Consider the following 19,715-nt stretch of genomic DNA (forward strand, 5'->3'; position numbering starts at 1 on the left):
CTGCAACAGGGTGCATTGCCATCAAACAGTGGATAGCCATGCCCAGTACCGGCTCTCGCGCAGCTGCCGGTATTGTGGCATAAAGCTATCAGCGTCGCAGGTATCGGACTTAATGGGTTAGCTTTCTAGGCAACAGTTGGCGGCCAGGAGACATGCCATGGCAGCGCTATGCCCTTGGGATGAAGGAGTAGCTGCGTGGGAGGGACGTTCGCGTTTGTTGATGAGTCGGGCAATCACGACCTAGATAACTCCAAATTGGGTAGCTCAGGTTTTTTCGTGGTGTGCTCGATCATCATTGCCGAGAAGGATCTGCCTCGGGCTTACGAGCTTGCTGGCGGAATGAGAACCAGGCATTTCCAATCTGGGGAGATCAAATCCAGCAGGCTTAAATCTAAGGACGCGGATCGCCGCAAAAGGATTTTGGTGGATCTTGCCGAGCTGCCGCTCAAGCTATATTTCACCGTCGTCGATAAAAGCCGGGTCTATCATCTGAAGCTTCAGTGTCTACCGTTAATGAGGAACCTTGGCTAGAAATCTTTGTACCGTTGATTTAGAAACGTCCAATTCTCGAGCTATCTCTGAATGAGATAGGCCTTTTTGTTTTAGCTGTGGAGCAAGTTTTAGTCTTTCACTCGCAGCGAGGTTAGAAGGCCGTCCATGTTGGCGCGGTCTACCTCCGCTGGAGATCAGCTCGATCACACCAGTCCCTTTCAGAGCCTCTAGCTTCCTCGAGATCCGCTCCAATGCCACATCTGTCGCCTCCTCAGAAAGGCAAGAAGTTGTCAGGAGCATTAGCACAGTCGGCTCAGTGTCCAGCATTTTTGAAATTTTCAAGAGCATTTCGATTGAAACGTTCCCCTTACCGCGCTCCACGCGACTCAGATAAGAGCGATCTAGTAAAGATAGGTCGTCCTGGGACATTCCTGAATTCTGCCTCAAGGCCCGGATAACGACCGCAAATGCTTCGCTGAGAGACATTTATGATCCTCTACAAAACAGAGGATAAAGCCACATTGCGTCGATCCATAACACGTCATATAATCCTCGTTACGGGTCATTCGGCTTCTTCAATCATGAGAAGACAATGCCCGAGGTAGCGTTGCTTCCGTGAGCTTTCCTGACGGTGATGCGTTTAAACATATGGTATGTATTGACGGGAATGAAGCATGGAGTTCGAAGAAATCCAAGCAGCCAACGAGCTGTTCAACGCCCCGGGAGAACCACGATCTGGTTCCGGTGAAAACCAAGAGGCGCTAATACGTATCGTCCAAGCCCGCTTCCCCGACAAAAGCTTTTGCATCGTCCAGCAGTGGACGATTGTGCGCGCGATAGCGACCGATGGGGATCTCACCAAAATCCACGTTCATGGCCACCTGCCGCTCTTTGTTTTTGCCGAAAAAGTGATCCTAGACAGCCGAGGACGCTTCGATTACGGAAATTGGGTGCGAAGCACCATGGCCATCTCATTCCAAGATGGCTATCTCTTTGAAACCAAAAACACTGTGTACGTTTTGGCGGGAGACGGCGACGAAAAGTCAGCCAATCTCGCCGCGATACTGTCTCTTTATCAATAATGTCAGCTGCAACTCCGGTCTGTAGATCCACGGGAATGTGAAATGTTTAGAAGTCATGAAACCGTTGCCGAGGGCACTCCTAATTTCTTTGGGGATGGGTATTCGAACTGGCGGATGTTTGAACGCCACTTGGCTCATCCCTGGTATCACGTCGTCCTTGAGGAGCGCTTGGAGGGCACGGTATGGCCACGCACCATGATGATTAGTGACGTCGATATGCTCGAAGAAATACTTTCCCAACAAACCAGCGAGTTTGTCGTTACGGAAATTCAGGTCGTCACGCCTGGTTGGATGAACAAAGCCGGCAAATGGATTATGGAGGGGCTTTCGGGATTGCTGGTGGGATATGACTCCACGGGACGTCGGGTTTGTCTTCACAACATAAATGATGAAAAGGCTTATACCGATGCGCCTGGAATCCTGATCGATGCCCATTCCCTGAAAGGAATGCGAGTCATTTTTTGATCTGATCTCGTAATGTGCATCTGCAACGATGCAATGATCGCGTACCTTCAAGCGAGACGGTGGAAGAGCTAGCCTGCACAAACTCCTTAAGTCCAGAGAACACCTTTGAGAAGCGAACCGAGACGGTGCTTAGATCTGCTTATGGCAGACCCATTGAACATCAAGCGATAGTTTGGTGGGGCTCAGCCCATCAGCCACCTAAGCCTGGCTCGAGCCTCAGGGCGGGTTGTCAAAAAATGCTGATTGATGCCCTGGAGGTGTAGGCATTTCAGCCACGTCAGATTATAAAAAGGATGGAGCTCAAACATGCTCGACACGAGAGACGCAGGCCACCATTGTCGTCGCCTGACTGATTTTCAACTCAAGCGAATCATTTACGCCCAAGATTGGCCATACGATTCGTCGATCACTGGATACCTTAGCGACGCACTGTTCGTGGGCAATACCTGCATCGCCATAGTCTTTGATCACTCACGGAAAGGCCCTCGTGAGCAGTTCAAGGACGGACACATGATTCGAACCTCCCACATTTTATCTGTGCATAAAGAAGGTCGGTTTTGGGTTCTTACTACGTTGAACAGCTTGTACGTCGTAGCAAGTTTTAAGCGTCAGTTGGGCAGGCGGACGTTCAAGAAATTGGATGCCTTTGAACGCTTGAAGACTTGCGTCGAATAGGCAATGGTGTCAGTTTTGGATCAGTTGCCATCTTAGGCAACGGGCAAAAAAACGGCCACTTGCGGTCATTGGATATATACGAGACACCAACCAGTAAAAACTGCAAGCCGTTTGCTAATATGAATTCTGGATTTCTTTTGCAATTTCGTACGTAAGGTCAACAACCTTTTGCGAGTGGTGCTCGTATTCGTCGGTGACTTGTTCTTGGCTCTTATTCGCTAAGAAAAACAAAGCTCGTCCCGCAAGTCGGATAAGTTCTGCCAGACGTGAAGCGGCATCGATTTGGTTCGCTAGCATCCAACGGTCGATGGCTTTGTTTGACAAGCCGGACAGCTCCTCAACGTACCAATGACGCTCGTTCACTATTCGAAGAATATTGCGTTGAGCATCGATTCTGTTATTGAAATTGTTCATGAATCGCCACCGTAATAAGTAATATCCGCATCCAACTCTCAATTTGCCCTAGCGCCAACGTGACAGAAGCGGCTTCGTCTTGCGAGATCATTTCACCCACTCCACGCGTGCAGAGGAGACGCGCGCGCTCCAGAACTCCGAAGACATCGCTCGAGATCAATAGGCTATTCGCTCCAAGATGAAGGGCAGAATGGCGTGAAAAATCAGGCGTCCCTGTCCCGAGCGAGTAGCAAGTTGCAAAGTTTCGCACAGCTAGAAAAACCGTCGACAATTCGAAAACTGGGCTGTTCGTCATAGCGCGGAGCGCGTTGGCGGAGCATCTAAATAACTCGAAAAATTTCTGGCAATCCCGATTCGCCGATGTGTAAGTGGAAGGTGTCCCTAACTCGAGTAGATAATCAGAGTGATTAGGTGAGTAGAGCAGCCTAGACTCAAGGGACAAATGCCACGCGAACGGGCTACCTTCACGCCATATTTCTGCGAGCCGCGCATATGAATAAACGGAGTACAAGTCTGGATTAAATCTTAGATCGGATCCCTGCGTAACTGCCAGGAGGTCAATGTCGGACTCTGGTGTAACCTCACCCCTGCAAACTGATCCGAATGCGTAAATGTGTGTCATCATCGCCTGTTGAACCGTTTAACAATAATTGCCATGAAAAAACCAAAAAGAACGAGCCGGACGAATGTAACAAGAGTGATATAACAGGAGGGAAAGTAGGTTTGATTTGTCGTGCCAAGAAAAACCTGAGGGGCTAGAAAAAAAGCGTTCCAATAGCTACGAACCAGAGAGGGATCGCGGTAGTTTAAAGCGTCAAATAGGGTCATAAGCGCTAAAACTACAAGAACGGCCCGAGCTAGCTTCCACGCACTTTCCCCATTACCCCATAAAAGGTCAAGCAGTTTGAATTTGACCCATAGCAAAAAGTGTTGAGCGCGATGCCAACCCTTATACTTTTTACGGTAATAAGATTCATTAGAGCGCCACGCCTTGTAGAGATGCTCTTTGGTAGCATCTAACTCGACTTCAATAGCCTTGTTTGCGGAAAGAGCATCCCCCAACTGTTGGTAATTCATACGCAGTGAACGAGCAAACCGGATCTTAAGATTTTCGCTACCAGGGCAACCACTCGAAAGAACTTCGTTATTGATATCTGTTCTCTCGAAAGACGCATATTCAAATTTGCAACCACTAAAATTTGCTCCGTGTAAATTTGTGCCGATAAAACGGCAACCTGTGAAGTCGCAGGAATCAAATTTACAGCTTCGCAAATAGCATGCGTCGAATGTGCAATATTTAAAATCTATATTCGTGAATTTGCGCCCTTTGGCCACAAGTCGTACGAAGTGAAGATTTGTGTACTTTTGCTCTGAAACATCAGCGGTAAACTTCTGATCCTTCAGCTCAGTCTTACCGCTATTTTCTAGCATCGATTCCTTCCCTTTAGTGGGTGGTGCTGAGGGCATCCTCCAGCTGCAGGCACAGTTTAACCCTGATCCGTGTAGCACTCACTATCGTAGGCGCACCCCTGCGACAAAAAAGCTTGGAGGAAGGAGTGTTTTGGACTCACCTGTTTTCGGCAGCAGGAAGCATGGATCAACGTCCACCCTAGCCGAGAATCGCCCCGTGACCGCGACTCCTGAGTGGAGGCGGAACCTAGACGTTGAAAAGATTAACGTTCATAGGTACCCGTTCATAACGAGGTAGAAATGTGCAACCAAGAAGCCGGACGCCCGGTGTACTGGCGCAGTCATCGCAATCTGGGGCCGCACTCACCCTGCCAAAGCCAGGCAACTGATGATTACAGCCCCTTAAGACTCAATGGCCGTGACCGATACCAAATGACGTGCCTGTCGTATCAACGGTTTTCCCTGGCGATTCACGCAAAAACTCTTCGTATTTTTTCTTACAGTCTTTTTTCAATCTCAACAGATAAATTGCAGCACCAAATGTGAGCAGATAAGGCAGGCATCTCACCAGAGAAATATTCTTCAACGGCAAATCGAAACCTGGTACGACATGTACATAAAAATGGTAGCTCAAAACCATCAACACTAATGCGATACCCAGCGTCATCTGAATTCGCAAATGGTAAATCATTTTATTTTTCGGCCTATGGGAACCGAAGTAGTAGTGTATTTCTTTCAAATCCTCTTTACGCAAAAACTGTCGTTCAATATTTGCAATAATTACCAAGTTACGATTATACCAATAAGCGGCATCAAACAAGTGTGCCATCAGCCAAAGCGCTAGAAGCAAGACTATGCATACTGCAAAATCTAATGGGACTACGTTCTTTTCAACCAAGGCGAAAACTGCAAATGCCCCAACGAGAACGCCTACGCTTTGCCACACAACCATTATGTGGCGGTTGATGTCATTGAACATTTGATCGTACATCTTAAGTAGCAGGTCTTCTCTGTTCACGGCTCACCCCCATTAAATTACGCACGTCATCATGAATGCCATACCCAAACCAGATTTTGTTGATGTTTTCGATTGAATCTATCAGACACCTCTCGTACCCGCCAACCGGGTGGCGCCGAAATTTAACCCCGTCAAAATAGTCACCGTACTTTGCATCAAGAGTAAACCTATTACAATCAATTGAAAAAACTTTCATTTTTTCCGCTAACGCCCGCTGAGTGTCAGGTCGGCCTCCTAATAAATGAACAGGCCTGTCAAAACTTTCGATCGACACTTGTGTGCCTCCATATTTGGTCGGCACACTATAAGCCAGCAAAAAAGCTTTCGGTATTAGTTCTTCTAGTCGCCCGTTCATTAATATATCTTTAGGTACGATAGCGACATGGCTGCTGTATTTTAGAAGGGTCTCAGCTTCCTTGATGATTTTGTCTAGACTAAAGATACATTCGACGTCCCTTGCAATAGTTAAACGCGGGGTGGTTTCGGCTGCGGCTTCAACATGCCTTTCATGGTTATAACTTTTCCAGTTGATATCCAAAAAACCCAAATTGCTAAAACTGAACGTTTTAACATCGCGAAGATTTGTATACCTTGCTCCCGGATGCCAGCCGTATTCTTTCGCTATTGATATAACTTTCTTGCTGTGTGCTACAAATTTTAGGACTTCCATCATGCGTCTCAAGAATACGGCGTATCAACGTCGTTGCTGGAGAATCAAGGTTCAGACGCCGGATTAGCTAGTACCTGCGTGTGACCGTTGACGTGAGCCGTGAATAGTAGTGGCATTTTAGAAACGCTTCTAGGTTGGATCCATCCTACACCCAAATACCCGCACGCTTGAGGTAAAGCAGGAGCCGGTCACCCGGCCCGGCGGAATGAGTGTTTTGCACACCCATTCACACCCATTTAACCGCTAGCTGAATCCGCCGCTGGCTGGAGCGACTTCCCATTTGCAGCTCATTTCGTCATTGCGAGAGCGAAATGCACCGCTCATATTGCCTCAATGTCAGCATATCCGTGTTGCTTCGCCCAGCTCTTGAACAGGGGGAGCTGTTTGATCTACCGCTCCATGCGTTGCCAGACGGACGAATCCTTGCAGAGCTTTTCTGTCGCTCGGCCTCCCGCTGCATTTTGTGACCATAGGAGTACGTCACGACTTAGGCCGTTCATCTTTGGACGGTCTACGGCAGGAGAATCGAGTTACACCACCAGTGGGGAAGCGGCGAAACTGGATTATTTCAAATTATGGATCAGCCATAATTATTGCTGATTCATAATTTTTTACTTCAAAGGGCGTCGAAGCATCGCGTCGTTGGCGGTGCGCGTAGGAAGCTCGGTCTTTTGTGATGACATATCTAGCCAGACGCACGTATCGAGCATTACTAAATGCATTGAGGCTCCCTTTGAGTTGGCCGATTGCTAGACTTGGCTGTGGCCATCACCGGATAATGGCCTATCAACATACAGGAGCGTCAAATGTCTCGTCTCGCAGAATTCCGTGCCCTTGAGCAGGAGCTCGCCGCTCAACTGGCTGAGCTCGAAACCCTGAAAAATAATGACGGCCTTAAGCGCGAAATCGAATTCGAGCAGAAGCTTCGCAACCTGTTGGGCGAATATGGCTACAGTCTTCGCAACATCATCGCCATTCTTGACCCTCAAGCCTCGCGCCGTGCTCCTGCTGCCACCGAATTCAAAGCAGGCTCTCGCAAGCCACGCGAGATCAAAATCTACAAGAATCCGCACTCCAGCGAAGTCGTCGAAACCAAGGGCGGCAATCACAAAATCCTGAAAGAGTGGAAAGCTGAGTACGGTTCCGACACCGTGGAATCTTGGTTGGCTCGGTAAGACTGTTTGAGTACAAACAATCAGGGCCCTGCGGGGCCCTTTTTAACATTGGTAGCGAGCAATATTGAACCCAAGGGAGAAGGATTTATGAGTCAGCAAAGGAATTCAAGGGAAAAGTTGAACAGAATTATCGAGGAAAACCAGCACCTATCCATTGAGTACATAGAGCAACTTGCAACGCCGATACTTGACGACCTTACATCTTGGGTGAATAGAAAGTTTTACAACCCGTTAAATGGCGAGTTGAACTATGAAATCACACTTGACGAGCGAGTTAACGCTACCGCAACAACAAATGTTCTAGATCCAATGCATCCTGTAATCAAAATAACCCTCGGAATGCTTCGGGAAATATACAGGGATGCATTTGTCTTCCCCCTCGTGTCTGACATTATAAGCGAAAGCACCACTACTATTAAAACGTTGAATGAGCAGTTTCAGAATCTCTATTTTACGTTCGACTCTGGTGTCCCTCCGATTCACACGAACCAACAAACCAAGCTGTTTAATTTGGTGAAAACTGCTTACGATGAGCGTCGGCATGAGAAACTGACCGATGATATGCTCGGAGCGAGATTCATGATGTTTGAACTGATGGTGGTATGGCTTTATTTTCATGAGCTAGGTCATCTACTGCAAAGACATTTTTTGCTAAAAATAATACAGCCTGGGGATAGTATTGTATCTGTCAGTGAAATCCAGGAGGCCGTCGACTTTCACTCGAAAACGACAGATGAAAACTACTTCCTGAAGTCTCAGGCTCGTGAAATTCTTGCAGATCTAGAGGGGGTTGACTTGACCGTCTCTTACATGCTGAAGAATAAACTATTCCATATGCCTGGAATATACCTTCTCATGTGTGCGCAAGAGATAATGTTCCACCGCTTCTTCCAATCCTATCCGGAGAACTTCGAAATACCTGAGATTAATCACCCTAATCCAGTTGTTCGGGGCGAATATGTTCAAGGTTATTTAACAAATCTGGTTCTAGACACGCTAGTGAAAAATGGCTTAATTAGTGATCGAAAAGATGCAGCGTATCCAATTACATATCTTTCGATAAGAGCGTCATCAATGGCAGGTTTGTTTTGGGCTAATCGGTACGAAGAGTTCGATGGCGGCGAACTTCCGACATTTATGCGCCTTGCCTCCAAAGAAAATCATGAGCCGAAAATGCAGTATGTTCATACTATGAGATATTGGATCGATTATCAGTTGGAAGAAATAAAATCCAACCACTTATGCAGTCCCAACTTCATCGAATACTTTGAAGGGTTAAGATTGTACAAGAAATAGAAATGCGCGCCTTTTAACAGCTGTAGGCTGGTCTTGGTAGCGACATTGGCAATGTATGTTGTTGTCAAACCCCTCAATACCCATCCCGGCGCACCAGGTCTTTGTAGAGTCCCCTGTCGCAATAGGCCGGTGCTTAAGACTGTGGCTCCGGCGCGCAAACCCGCACGCAACTGCATGCAGGTAGATGGCACATGTTTTATTGTTGTTCCTTGGTGCGATTGAAATGAGGGTAGTACACCTTCGCAGCACTGCCCTGGTGAGGCGAGTGTCGTTATTCGCCTTGCCGTCACTATCGGTTCTGCCTCAGGATGGTGCTTTAGACTTTCGAAGACCTATGCGATGGTGAAGTGCGAGCTGTGAGCTAGTCTGACACACGACTGATTAATTTTTAGGAGCTTGGATGGAACGGCTTTTTAGACTAAGGAAGACCGAGTCACTGTTAGGAGCGCATCAAGAGCTTGAGAATCAAGAGATATTCTTTGCCTCTCCAGATGAGCTTAATGACCCCTTGGAAGGTTTTCTGAATATTTTCTGGCAAGGGGATAGAATAGTCTGGAGAAGTTTTTTTAAGTACTACATCTACAATTTGTCCGTTATGACTTATTGCGTGGCGGCGAGCAGTGAAGAGTTAAAGTTGTCGCGCAAAGACATCAATTTTAATGTTGATTTGCGATGCGTGCCTAATCCCGTATTGCGTAAGTTTTATGCTGATTGCGGAAATGACTTTGTAAATTCCGCCTTGGTCATGGAGCTGGTTGACTATCTGTCGAGCAGCGGTAAAAAACTTTTTCGAGATGAACTGGCGTACGTCCTAAATAGTCTTCACGTTATGGCATTGAAGATCGTATTTTTACAGGCATCCAAGATTTTTGTCGATCCTGTATTTGGTGTCGTAGGTAATAGTCCAGCCGTGGAGGCTGAGATTCCGGGTAGGACATTTCTCGATGCGGTCGCGAGTGATCAGCTTTCAACGATAGCCAATCTCCATAAAGTCAACGCTTATGAATCGTCAATCCTGATTTTAAGAAAAGTGGCTCTAGCTGAGCGCAAGGCCAATATTTTATATCTCGTAACAGGAATTCAGTTTGACTATATCGAACGGCTGATTGAGCTTGTTTATGACGATGTCTATATCAGTTGCTTCATGATGGATTTTCCCAAGGCCCCTATGTGGGGGTACTATGCAGATGGACATAAGGGCTGCTGTCTGATTTTTTCCACTGAGCAAACCACCTATTTGGATGACTACATAAAAAAAACCACGGATAGGGTGATGCGGGTAAAGAGACTGAGTGGTAAAAATTGGATTTCAATGAAGGTTAGTCAGGTGAAATATTCTAACGCTTACCCTGAGGTTTGCTTTTTCAGTTCCGTAGGGCATGTCGTGAAAGGAGTTTACCAAGATAGTTGGCTCAGTGAGAGTGGCAATCGGAGCTATCACTACGAGCGACGATATAGTAATCATGAGGCTTGGCGTGACAAATATTATGCTGAGGCGCATCGTTTGTTTTTTCAAAAGGCGTCAACTTGGGGCGGTGAGAATGAGGCTCGTGCCATAATCATGAATTTTCCAGAGCAGAGCAGCGTCAGCGATAGGAAGCTGATGTATCATTTTGATAATCGGCAAGGCATCATCTTCGGCGCAAAAACTCCCGTATCTGAAAAATATAAGATTATGGAGATTATTCACCGTAAGTGCCGGGAAAATAATCGAGATCAGTTTAAGTTCTATCAGGCATTTTTCAGCCATGTTGCTGGTGAAATGGAAATGGTTGAACTTGTTGGTATGAATTATTCAGCTCCCACGAACATCTAGCTTTTGGCTGACAGAGCGAAGTCCAAAACTAGTAGATCTCCCAAGACTGACAAGATGTGATGCCCATGCCAGCGAGGGATAACTCAACAGCCGGCGACGCCTTGAATGGCAGCTATCAAATCTCGGGGCCAGCGTAGCATTTTGCATGATTGATGAATTGAGTTGGCTGGCTGAGTAGCCTCCGATGTTGAGCGTCATCGCCAGCTCATCGCTTCATCGGCATGCTGGTTGCAGGCATTCTTGGACAACCCTGGTTTTGAACGACTTGGGATAATAGCTTCGTTGGCGCGTTTAAGGGCTATCGCGTCCGCTTAAAATGGCTAAAAATGGTGTCCACTTAAATTAGTGGGTACCATCACCTCAATCGACGGTGTTAGGAAGGTGTGTTGCCCGGACGGTTACGTAGGCGGCGTCAATCACCGATTAGTTTTAGTATAATTTCAGAGTCGTCTTGATCGTCTTGATCACCAGGTGGCAGCTCACCTAATTGTGCATCGATGCTCTCCAAGACTACTGATGCGCCGATGAGTAAGGCTTCTAATTTTTGTTTTCGGTCGTTCAGAATACGACGACGCGTTGTAGCTGGATTTGGCGCCTTCATCAGATCACTTCTGTCGGCAATGATCCTTATCAAGGTGATATCCAGGCCCTCGTCCGCTTCAGCATTACTGGCGAGTTGTACCCACTCTTTGGAAGAGTCGAGCGCTCTCTGCGCCGCCTCGGATATGCAAAAGTTGACGATGATTTTCGATGCTCGGTCGACGGCTTTTGCCATTTCAACGTATTTTTGTACCTCCTCTGATTCTTCGTCACTGGTGTCTGGGGCACTGGACGTTGAGAAGTATCGAAAGTGAGGCGTGTCTGGGTTTAGGCTTTCCAAAGCATTGAAAATCGGCTCCATTCCGACGAAAGGGCTACGACCATTGGGAAGTGCGTGCCGGTGTGACCACAATGCTAAAACCGCCTCACGCACGCTTGCCATTTTTACGGGGCGGGCGTCATCGTTCGCCGACTCAGCCTCTTGAATAAGTTCGGCGATGTGATGAGCCATCCAGCGACCAAGCGTATCCACTGAGCCATCAAATCCCTGCTCTGTGACCAACTTTTTCCCGAGGGCCATGATTGCTTCAGAGTGTTCGGAAGGTTCCGTCACCCTTGAGGATAAAAATTCGGTTACTGGGGGTAATGTATTGGAGCTCATCTTCGCCTCGGTTTCGATAATTTTGGTGACGAGCGTTTCTTTGGATTTCGACCTCCACTACCAGATCCTTGCCTGTGGCTTTCAAAAATTCAATAACAAAGGAAATGGTGGCATCTAACCGAACACCTGTGGCTTGCTCAGATCTATCATTCTCCTGGAAATACCCCCAGGTATGCGAGCGCATGACAGGCATTGGCGATGAAGGTAGCACCCATTCTCTGCGATCCGCATCAGTCGACATATTCATGAGATCGACGATGAAGGCCGCCGGTTCGGGAACCGGAAAACGTACATTGCCCGCCCATGGATCGCTGTTGTCGATTCCACTTTCTTGATGCTGATCCTGTACCCAACCCTTAAGCAGGTATGGTGGGGTATCGAACTCTAAATCATCGTCGGCGCTTGGTATTCGAAAGTCATGCGGGTGTTCGACGGTTTGGATGGCGCGTAAAAGCGACGAAGAAGTGGTCGGCGATACCAAAGCTGAATGCACCGAGATTGTCTCCGAGTGATTCACGTCAACTTCAGTCCAATGACCCCAGATCGTAATCAGGCCCGAGCTTGGGTAGAGGGCCCGATCAAAGTCACGGATAGACATTGATTTTAACCATTCATCAGCCTGACCATGCTCTGGCCAGTCAGTGCGGCTCCCAGGTTCTGGGTCACGTCGGTCGGCCACCCATCGTCCATCCGAGCGTGCGATATCGTGGCGCGTTAACCACTCAGAAAACTTCTCTTCATACCAATCATCGCGAACCTCAACTTGCGGGTGGGTCGATAGCAGTCGGCCGGCGGTCATCATCATCGAGTGATAGGAATGGTAAAAACTCAGATTGTCTACGCGTGGATAGGTGCTATGCCTACAATTAGTATCCTCGTAGCGAAAGAGCTCAGCTTTATTTCTCGCATCGGCGGCCCAGTGAAGTGCGCTTGTGTTACCTAGCTCGTTGCGCAGAGTTTTTCGTGTTTCATTACACACCTGAGACTGTTTCATCCCGAAGCAGCGTCCAAGGGGCGCTAGCCAATACTGATCAAAATCCCCGCCGAAGAAGTCCCGTTTTTCCTCAAAGGATTCTTCATCTTCTGAAGCAGTATCCGGCGTTGAAGGGGCGCTTTCCTCAACACGTTCGTATGAACATGCGCACGCATCCGCCAACCGCTGCTTAGTCTCGGGTGGGAGATTGATAAGCCCCTGCTCAATCAGAGCCATCAATGTACGAGCGGCAAACAGCCGAATGAGTACGTGGTGTTGGTCGGGATCAGCCTTCACAAGGAAGTAGCCAAGGTGCGGGACTAAGGTGGCTGGATATTCCAGCGCGGCACGTGACGCCGCGATCAGCAGCCACTGGTGGGCATGCAGGCTGTAAAACTCGAATCGAGCGTCTGCGTACGGTATCTTTGTGTCATTGATTGCATGAGTAAATAGCGCTTCGGTGATCTGCTTTCGATTCAGCGCACACAGCGCAACCACAGTATGAGCAGCTTCCCATCGCGTTGCTGTTACTGGTGACGCTAGGCCCGCCCATATGTAGCCCGCTAGTGCATCTTCAGCCGTAGTAGGCGGGGAAAGTGTTTGAGACCATGGGCCATCACCATCGCTCTCTTCCAACACGGCATCGAACAATTCCAAACCATAGGATAAGGTGCCCAACGCCTCGTCATCGGTCAATTTGTCAGCAAGCAGTCCTACGAGGCTAAAGAGGCGTTCCGCCCCAGCGAGCTCCGCTGATTCAGCGATTGCGTCTAAAACTACGTCCAGTAACTCATGCTTTTCGATACCGGTTGATTGGTAGGCGAGATCTAGCGGCGTCACGTCGTTATACCGGTTACGAGTGATCTCCATGCAATGGCGTCCAAAAACAACCCTCAGCATGGCTTCAAGTGCCTTGCGTAGCGCGGGACGGGCCTTCCATTGAGGCGGCAGCGTTTCCAGAAAATTGCGTATGTCCCACAGGCTAAACTTCGCTGTGTTTGCGAAGGCAGTAAGGAAAGAAGATTCTTTGCCGACTTGGATTCGTTCGAAAATTTTGCTGAAGAACACATCCATGTAGAACGGTGGCTCACCATCCCTGAATCTTTTATGAGCTGTTAAAATCCCGGTCGATGTGCTCAGATCGCAACCGGAAAACACTTCCTCCCAGTCATGTTTGTTTTGCGAGATATGCGACTGATGGTAAGTCTCGCTGGGTTGGCTTTTTCTGTTGGTCGCTTCATGTTGAGCGGTATCGCGAGTACGCTGACTCAATCCCAGTAGTGTCACGGACTCGGAACTCGCGATGGACTCAAGCGCCTGCCAGTTCGCAGCTGTCTGCGGCTCCAGTGTCATGTAGCGATATGCAAGCTTGAGGGCTATGTCCTTGTATTTTTGCTCGGTGCAAGCTTCGAGTGCCGCCTCAACCAGCGCGGTTTCATTCCATTCGGCGCGAAAACCAATCAGGGGCAAAGCGTCTAATGGACTGATTTTTTTTATGGACAGCAGTTTGCGAATCGCGACTTCCAGGATTCTGCCGTCAGAGCCAAAGTGACGATCACGCCAGCGACTCGCGATGGTTAGTGAGGAGGAGGGGCACAAACCTACCAACGCCTCAATCGTGGCGTTCCACGCGAAGTGTTTATCCCGGTCAACATAGCTTCGGGTTACTTCTGCGCATCTGGAAAAATTGTAAGCTACCACCGGTGCAGGGCTGGTTTCATTAGCAGCGCGTTCTGCGAGCTGGATGAGAGCTTCCCAGCGAGCGAAGTTTTCTTCACCAATCTTGCTAGCTACTTCGACGGCCTCGTTGAAATAACCTTCTGCATCGGTAGGACTGACCGGGAGTAACGAGCGGGCGACGTCAACCAACCCCTCCACCAAATGTCGCACGTCGGAACGTTCGGCGCGATGCAGCGTGGCGGCCTTTTCGGCCATTTCGAATGCGAAGATTTCCGCGCCGATAACAGTTGCGCAGAGACGCGTAAGACGATTGAGAGTCGGAGTGAATAGCGGACGCTTTAGGGTCGTCGTCCAATCCACCAGCTCTTTTATGGTGCCGTGGTCAGCTAGCGAAGAGATCAGCAGAATATCTATCCGTAAATTTGCGATTTCATTCGCAGTCTGCGGGTTGTCGCGATATCCATGCGCCCATGATGGTGTAGAGGTCGATTTGGCTTGGGCGACGGCGTCGATCAACTGTGTTTTCGCCAACGGGTTTACAAAAGACTGCGCCCATAAGTTGACCCATGGAATCAATGCGCCAATTTGTGCCTCGAACTCCCTCAGCTCCTGCGACTTGCTATGTGACTTCGTGGCCTGCATTTCCGTTTTGAGTGTCGGCGACGCGACATCGATCAATTCCAGAGAATTATGTGAGAGTACGGCGTGTAAGGCGCAGGCGCGCAGGTAGGGCGTTGGGCTGCCGTCGAACCGTGATGAAAGATGAGCCGGAGCTTGAGCGGGGAGATATCGCGCTAGTAGATCGCGTGCTTCGGCGGTATCGCAAATACTGTGGTGGTACGCGGTCTCGATTACAGCCAAAACCGCCGATAAAGGAGGTGCTCGATTCGAGTCGCCATGATCAACCTGGATCTGTTGGCGTGTCAGCAACTTGAAGATACGCTTAACAGGTTCGGCTGGCAGCCAGTGATGAAGGTTCCGAGCTTCTTCCGCCAGCGCCAGCACCAACGACAGATCACTGCCTGCTTTTGCCGCTAGCTCGTCTAGTTTCTGATACCGACCATGATCCAGCAGGCACTTTGCGACAATACGACCTGCCTCATAAGATATTGAACGTGGAGTCCATCTACGTAGGCTTTTAGCGGCGGATTCGGCGCCGTGGATACTGAGATGCGCGACCGCCATCATAGCCCGATCTTTATTTGTGACGGGCTCCTTCTGCCGTTCCTCGGCTGATAATTTGGCCCAATTGCCCAGCCACTCTTCTGCCATGCGCAGACGACTTCGAGCCTCACCTATCAAATCAGCATGGCCCGAAAGAATCGTGGCTTCGTATACATGGTGAGAGCCAATCCAGCCGGAACCGAATGTGCGACGCGAAACAATTTCCTGGACGCCGTTACTGTCCATGAATGCTGAGACCATATCCGCGTTCTCTTGCAATAGAGCACGTTGCCTTTCGTCACCGGCACTTTCACCGCCAGCCTTTAGTGCGAGCTTCGCTGCCTCTGGGTAACGCCGGATGCGCAAACTTGCCTTCAGGGCAAACTGGAGACGCTGGAGCTCGATATCACGACGCTCTACTGGCCCGGAATCTGGAAGGCCGCTTGAGGTCAACGCCAGATCCACCAGTTCAGAGAACTGTCCGGCCTCGAGCATTAGCTGCGGTAGTACGCCTGCTACATACGCATTGGATGAGCTTAGGTCGGAAAGTTGCGCGATGAAGCTTCCTAGCTTCGACGAAGCTGGTTTAAATCTCTTACGAAACCAACTCTCTGCGGGCTCATCGAAAAACTGGATCGTGCCTTCGTTGACGACAAGAGGTCTGCCAAGGTCTAGCGCAAAACTTCTGACCAAGTCTGGGTTCACACCCGACATTTCTGCGAGGACTGCGATAGGTATCAGCGGACGTAAAGCAGCGAGGCCGGCGCAAATCAAGTCAATTTGTGATCTCTCAGGGGGGGCTGCCGCATCGCGTAGCGTAGCGATGGATTTTTCCAAGAGAGTGTCGATGACGCTGTCTACGGTTGTGGGGTTCGGCCCGAGCAGGCGTAGAGTTTCGGGAAGCGTTTTTTGACGAGATAGCGCGAGTGCTTGAACTCGAGGGTTGTGTGAACTTAAGCGATGAAATTCTGCGACATCATACTCAGAGGCGTCAGCGAACGTTTTGCGCAGGTGCGCCGACGTCTCTTCCACAGTAAATGCGTTTAACGCAAGCAACAGCGCGTGGGGAGGAGGGTCGAGCATGATCTCCCGGTAAGGTCGGCAGAGAGCAACCAGTCTAACCCCCTCAGGTAGTGTTTCACGTAGGAGGTCGCGAATAAAAGAGCGAGGCTCTCCTACCTCTTCGGCGGCCATCTGGGCGTTATCAGCGGCGTCGATAATGATGCAAAGCAGCGCGTCTTTATTCTTCGCACGAAGCATTGCTACAGCCTGTCCTACACGGTGCATGAACGCTCGCATGTAGGCGGTACTATCAGCATGCACTGTTGGAATCAGGGGGTGACAAAACCCAAGTGCTGAGAGCTGATTGGCCAATTGCACGAGGGCAGTTCGGTGCCGGTGCCGGTAGCCCGATACGCTGCGATACTGTCCATTTCCGAAGCAGTCATATAGCAATCCAACCGATCCGTTGGGTAGGCTCTGACAGATCCTGGTTGAGAGAATTGATTTCCCAACACCTGCATCAGCGTGCACGATCACAGGTGTGTCAGCCGCATCAATGATAGAGCGGATGACTGCCTGTTCTTGTTGGCGAGGTATCGCCTCGGCGAGTTCTTCAATCAAGCAAGGCGCAGGGAACAGCTGGGCTTCATCCGTGTTCAACACACGGAGCACATCCATCTTGGTGATGGCAGGGTTGGTCGCGCTTTCCGACAGCGCTTTACGGTTCACCAGATCCTTTAGCCTTATGGGGGCATCGACATCCATGTCCGGGAGATACCCACTGACGTCTTGGAAAAGGATGTTCCTCTGAGTCCAATAATTATCTTGGCTGCCATCCAATCGAAGCATGCCGCAGAATGAAGCGAGCGCCTCACCATCCAGTGACGTGAAAGCTTTAAGCTTTTTGAGGTTGCCAGGATATCGGGGCTTCTTCTGTGCAGCGGCATCCTCAACGGCCGCGATGAAATCAGCGTTTATAGTGCGATTCGTGACAAACCAAAACTCAAGCCTCTCATTCAGTGGGACGCCTGGCAGCTTCTGTTGAAGCGCGGCGTAACGCTCAGCAAACCCACAGATCGTCTTTTCCAGGCCACTCGGTTGCCACACTTCATCAACCTGCAGCGTCGAATGCTTGAGCTGCAAGTAGCGAATCCGCGTCGCGCTTTCTAGCTCAGTGCTCCCGTAGTATTCGGCGATGTCAATGAGTTGCTCACCCACTTCAACCTGCTCGCCGCCAGGAAACTCTGTGGTTGCAGCTCCCTCGATCGTAATGGCTACAAGACCTGATTGCGGTGCGAGTAGCTGCAATGCGCGGCGTGCCGCCCATAGATAATGGAACTGATCGCCATCGCGGCTGGCACGAACGAGCATGCTTTCTGACATTTATACACTTCCCTGATTTAGTGCGGAGCACGTCGCTGTGTTCGGTAAACTACAGTGATTGTAAGCGTTCGATTTCGCCATACCTTGTCGAACTACAGGCACTCGTCTTCCGACGCCGCGTACTACAGCACGCAGGCGATTGCTAGTCGAGTATCAGGTCGGAGCTCTTCAAAAGTTAATCCCTGCGGCTCCAGAGTCCCAGTGAATGCAAAATTTCGCTGCTGCCAGAAGACGTCGATGAGATGTGTCTCCGTTTTTTCTCGAATGGCCTTCATTTCTGCCAACTGCTCGTCGATAGGATTACCGTGCTCAGTTGTGAGCGCGTGGGCTTGTATTCTATTTACGGTGATTAGCATTGGTCTTGATGGTTTTTCAAACAGCTTTGTCAGGGGATGTTCGCAAGGGAGTAATTGGCTGGCCTCATCAGGATTTACCGACTTGAGTGCTTCGTATGCCAAGAAGATATGCGAGATGAACTCAGACCCTTTAGGGCTTCTTGCGTACATTTGGGCCGTCTGCCGAGAAGAAGAAAGGTACAGTCCGCCGTATCTGAAGTTGAATCCTCCGCCAGAGACGCATTGCTCGATCATCGTCTTGACCACGAAATCGTTCATTTGCCACCAATCAGTCTTATTCCTCGGGGCGTCAAGTAATTCTGCGAGCCGTGCCAGAACGCCGAAATCGAATAATGACGTGTCGCGTAGCGCGCCGAGCCCGTGTTTTTCAATCGAATCTCGATAAAGCGTCGATGTCCCGTGGTAGATAGGGAAGGTGAGATAGCCATCTTGGTCAATCATGAACCCGTCCTTTTGTCTCTTTGGCCGTTGTAGTGGAGTTAAATTTCATTGAGGTTTGCTCATAACCCTATGGGTAGCCCAAGCCAGACACTTCCTTGAGCGCAGGCGCGAAGCTCGTACTCAAGCGAGTGTCGAACGCAGTTTGAGCGGCCTCGATTGCTTTGAGTGCTTCTAGATCTGAGACATCTGGGCTAAGGCCAACATGGCAGAGGACTTACCACTGTTGTTGGCTACAACGAGAAGGGTTGTCTCGGCTGCGAGATCGATTCGTACTGACAGGAGCTTGCGGAAGTTCGCGATTTCCAGATGCTGAATTTGCATAGTCTCTTCCCTGATGACTGCTCAGCGACTGAGCGCCAAGCTTATAGATGCTGGAACTCTAGCTGAGCCTGCCCGGCGCTCCAACCACCGTGATAGAATTTCGCCATCATTAGTGTTGCTGATTCGAGGTGCTCGCAGGGTGACGAGACGCCGAATCTTACGAGGAAGGTTACTGTCTCGATAGCAAAATGTCAGAATGTAGTCAATAATTGCTCATTCGCCGAATCTCCAAAAGATCAATTATCTGAAGAATTTTTTGACGGTGGAATTGGCTTCATAAGATCATGCTTCTTCAATCCTGCTAGGCTTGCGTTATGAGTAATCACACGGAAGAGTTCGGAGAGCTGAGAATTAAGAAAATTTAGTCTCTCAATTTCTTTTTCAAGTCGAGCAATGCGTTCCGCGCCTTCTTTGATTGTCTTGGGGCGGGGGAGGTTGTTCACTCTCTCCAACTCCTTACGAAGCGAGTCTTTCTTAGCTTGATACGCAAGTTTGATTGTCGTTCTTTTATTTAGGGCTTGTCGGGTCGGAGGCGTTTCCCAGCCTAGTATTTCTTGAGCACCCAAGCAAATCGAATTCCAATCTAACTTATGTTGAATATCCCAGCTGTTGATCATTCGGCAAATGTCGCGACTTTGCCGGTCGGAGATTACCTTAGGCATAAAGAAGTATCCCTATTGG

General features: G+C 49.3%; 16 protein-coding genes and 1 pseudogene. 6 read left to right on the forward strand and 11 right to left on the reverse strand.

The features are described from left to right. Positions 1–195 precede the first annotated feature (195 nt). On the forward strand, positions 196–531 hold the full coding sequence (locus tag LOY68_RS13440; protein WP_265045093.1) for a DUF3800 domain-containing protein: 336 nt from the start codon (positions 196–198) through the stop codon (positions 529–531). On the opposite strand, the gene LOY68_RS32225 is transcribed toward LOY68_RS13440, so the two are convergent. After that, positions 511–978: a helix-turn-helix domain-containing protein gene (locus LOY68_RS32225; RefSeq protein WP_413787178.1), complete on the reverse strand. Its 468-nt coding sequence runs from the start codon at positions 976–978 to the stop codon at positions 511–513. The genes LOY68_RS13440 and LOY68_RS32225 overlap by 21 nt on opposite strands. A 188-nt stretch (positions 979–1,166) precedes the next feature. Between LOY68_RS32225 and LOY68_RS13445 the strand changes: the two genes are divergently transcribed. Together LOY68_RS13445 and LOY68_RS13450 are read left to right on the forward strand one after the other, a co-directional pair. Then, positions 1,167–1,574: a DUF6957 family protein gene (locus tag LOY68_RS13445; RefSeq protein WP_060765473.1), complete on the forward strand. Its 408-nt coding sequence runs from the start codon at positions 1,167–1,169 to the stop codon at positions 1,572–1,574. Between the two features lie 42 nt (positions 1,575–1,616). After that, positions 1,617–2,039: a hypothetical protein gene (locus tag LOY68_RS13450; RefSeq protein WP_060765474.1), complete on the forward strand. Its 423-nt coding sequence runs from the start codon at positions 1,617–1,619 to the stop codon at positions 2,037–2,039. 789 nt (positions 2,040–2,828) lie between these two features. On the opposite strand, the gene LOY68_RS13455 is transcribed toward LOY68_RS13450, so the two are convergent. The 5 genes from LOY68_RS13455 to LOY68_RS13470 all read right to left on the reverse strand — a co-directional run bounded on the left by LOY68_RS13455 (position 2,829) and on the right by LOY68_RS13470 (position 6,229). Next, on the reverse strand, positions 2,829–3,128 hold the full coding sequence (locus LOY68_RS13455; protein ID WP_265045095.1) for a hypothetical protein: 300 nt from the start codon (positions 3,126–3,128) through the stop codon (positions 2,829–2,831). Next, positions 3,112–3,753 (reverse strand): nucleotidyltransferase domain-containing protein, encoded by a 642-nt coding sequence (locus LOY68_RS32230; protein ID WP_413787179.1) that lies wholly within the window; start codon positions 3,751–3,753, stop codon positions 3,112–3,114. Before LOY68_RS32230 ends, LOY68_RS13455 begins: the two co-directional genes overlap by 17 nt. Next, entirely contained in the window at positions 3,750–4,559 is an 810-nt protein-coding gene (locus tag LOY68_RS13460; protein ID WP_265045097.1) for a pentapeptide repeat-containing protein, read from the reverse strand. Before LOY68_RS13460 ends, LOY68_RS32230 begins: the two co-directional genes overlap by 4 nt. 388 nt (positions 4,560–4,947) lie before the next feature. Further along, a complete protein-coding gene (locus tag LOY68_RS13465) occupies positions 4,948–5,556 on the reverse strand; it encodes a hypothetical protein (RefSeq protein ID WP_138763959.1) in 609 nt (202 codons plus the stop codon). Then, positions 5,531–6,229, reverse strand: a complete 699-nt coding sequence (locus LOY68_RS13470; RefSeq protein ID WP_146136067.1) for a DUF6610 family protein — start codon at positions 6,227–6,229, stop codon at positions 5,531–5,533. The genes LOY68_RS13465 and LOY68_RS13470 overlap by 26 nt, the downstream gene beginning before the upstream one ends. A gap of 803 nt (positions 6,230–7,032) precedes the next feature. Here LOY68_RS13470 and LOY68_RS13475 point away from each other — a divergent pair. The 3 genes from LOY68_RS13475 to LOY68_RS13485 all read left to right on the forward strand — a co-directional run bounded on the left by LOY68_RS13475 (position 7,033) and on the right by LOY68_RS13485 (position 10,513). Next, complete coding sequence (locus tag LOY68_RS13475) at positions 7,033–7,401, forward strand: histone-like nucleoid-structuring protein, MvaT/MvaU family (protein ID WP_060765480.1); 369 nt, start codon at positions 7,033–7,035, stop codon at positions 7,399–7,401. Positions 7,402–7,488: 87 nt separating this feature from the next. Then, positions 7,489–8,697 (forward strand): hypothetical protein, encoded by a 1,209-nt coding sequence (locus LOY68_RS13480; protein WP_265045103.1) that lies wholly within the window; start codon positions 7,489–7,491, stop codon positions 8,695–8,697. A gap of 400 nt (positions 8,698–9,097) precedes the next feature. Continuing rightward, a complete protein-coding gene (locus tag LOY68_RS13485; protein ID WP_265045105.1) occupies positions 9,098–10,513 on the forward strand; it encodes a DUF2971 domain-containing protein in 1,416 nt (471 codons plus the stop codon). Positions 10,514–10,925: 412 nt separating this feature from the next. Here the strand turns inward: LOY68_RS13485 and avs3b are convergent, their stop codons facing one another. From avs3b to LOY68_RS13510, 5 genes and pseudogenes are all read right to left on the reverse strand, one after another. Further along, a complete protein-coding gene (avs3b, locus tag LOY68_RS13490) occupies positions 10,926–11,633 on the reverse strand; it encodes an AVAST type 3 anti-phage proein Avs3b (RefSeq protein WP_265045107.1) in 708 nt (235 codons plus the stop codon). Positions 11,634–11,640: 7 nt separating this feature from the next. Then, a complete protein-coding gene (avs3a, locus tag LOY68_RS13495) occupies positions 11,641–17,916 on the reverse strand; it encodes an AVAST type 3 anti-phage nuclease/ATPase Avs3a (RefSeq protein ID WP_265045109.1) in 6,276 nt (2,091 codons plus the stop codon). Positions 17,917–18,038: 122 nt separating this feature from the next. Beyond that, positions 18,039–18,713: a hypothetical protein gene (locus LOY68_RS13500; RefSeq protein WP_265045110.1), complete on the reverse strand. Its 675-nt coding sequence runs from the start codon at positions 18,711–18,713 to the stop codon at positions 18,039–18,041. Between the two features lie 192 nt (positions 18,714–18,905). Next, positions 18,906–19,034: pseudogene (locus tag LOY68_RS13505) on the reverse strand (AAA family ATPase); the annotation flags it as partial. Positions 19,035–19,270: 236 nt separating this feature from the next. Then, positions 19,271–19,696, reverse strand: coding sequence for a hypothetical protein (locus LOY68_RS13510; protein ID WP_265045112.1), 426 nt, complete (start codon positions 19,694–19,696; stop codon positions 19,271–19,273). Between the last annotated feature and the right edge of the window lie 19 nt (positions 19,697–19,715).

The sequence above is a fragment of the Pseudomonas sp. B21-053 genome, from assembly GCF_026016365.1.
Taxonomy (GTDB): domain Bacteria; phylum Pseudomonadota; class Gammaproteobacteria; order Pseudomonadales; family Pseudomonadaceae; genus Aquipseudomonas; species Aquipseudomonas nunensis.

Coding starts and splice junctions, on each gene's coding strand:
- LOY68_RS13460 (WP_265045097.1), bottom strand. CDS start 4,559: ATGCTAGAAAATAGCGGTAAGACTGAGCTGAAGGATCAGAAGTTTACC.
- LOY68_RS13470 (WP_146136067.1), bottom strand. CDS start 6,229: ATGATGGAAGTCCTAAAATTTGTAGCACACAGCAAGAAAGTTATATCA.
- LOY68_RS32225 (WP_413787178.1), bottom strand. CDS start 978: ATGTCTCTCAGCGAAGCATTTGCGGTCGTTATCCGGGCCTTGAGGCAG.
- LOY68_RS13485 (WP_265045105.1), top strand. CDS start 9,098: ATGGAACGGCTTTTTAGACTAAGGAAGACCGAGTCACTGTTAGGAGCG.
- LOY68_RS13450 (WP_060765474.1), top strand. CDS start 1,617: ATGTTTAGAAGTCATGAAACCGTTGCCGAGGGCACTCCTAATTTCTTT.
- avs3b (WP_265045107.1), bottom strand. CDS start 11,633: ATGGCCCTCGGGAAAAAGTTGGTCACAGAGCAGGGATTTGATGGCTCA.
- LOY68_RS13445 (WP_060765473.1), top strand. CDS start 1,167: ATGGAGTTCGAAGAAATCCAAGCAGCCAACGAGCTGTTCAACGCCCCG.
- LOY68_RS13480 (WP_265045103.1), top strand. CDS start 7,489: ATGAGTCAGCAAAGGAATTCAAGGGAAAAGTTGAACAGAATTATCGAG.
- LOY68_RS32230 (WP_413787179.1), bottom strand. CDS start 3,753: ATGATGACACACATTTACGCATTCGGATCAGTTTGCAGGGGTGAGGTT.
- LOY68_RS13510 (WP_265045112.1), bottom strand. CDS start 19,696: ATGCCTAAGGTAATCTCCGACCGGCAAAGTCGCGACATTTGCCGAATG.
- LOY68_RS13500 (WP_265045110.1), bottom strand. CDS start 18,713: ATGATTGACCAAGATGGCTATCTCACCTTCCCTATCTACCACGGGACA.
- avs3a (WP_265045109.1), bottom strand. CDS start 17,916: ATGTCAGAAAGCATGCTCGTTCGTGCCAGCCGCGATGGCGATCAGTTC.
- LOY68_RS13455 (WP_265045095.1), bottom strand. CDS start 3,128: ATGAACAATTTCAATAACAGAATCGATGCTCAACGCAATATTCTTCGA.
- LOY68_RS13475 (WP_060765480.1), top strand. CDS start 7,033: ATGTCTCGTCTCGCAGAATTCCGTGCCCTTGAGCAGGAGCTCGCCGCT.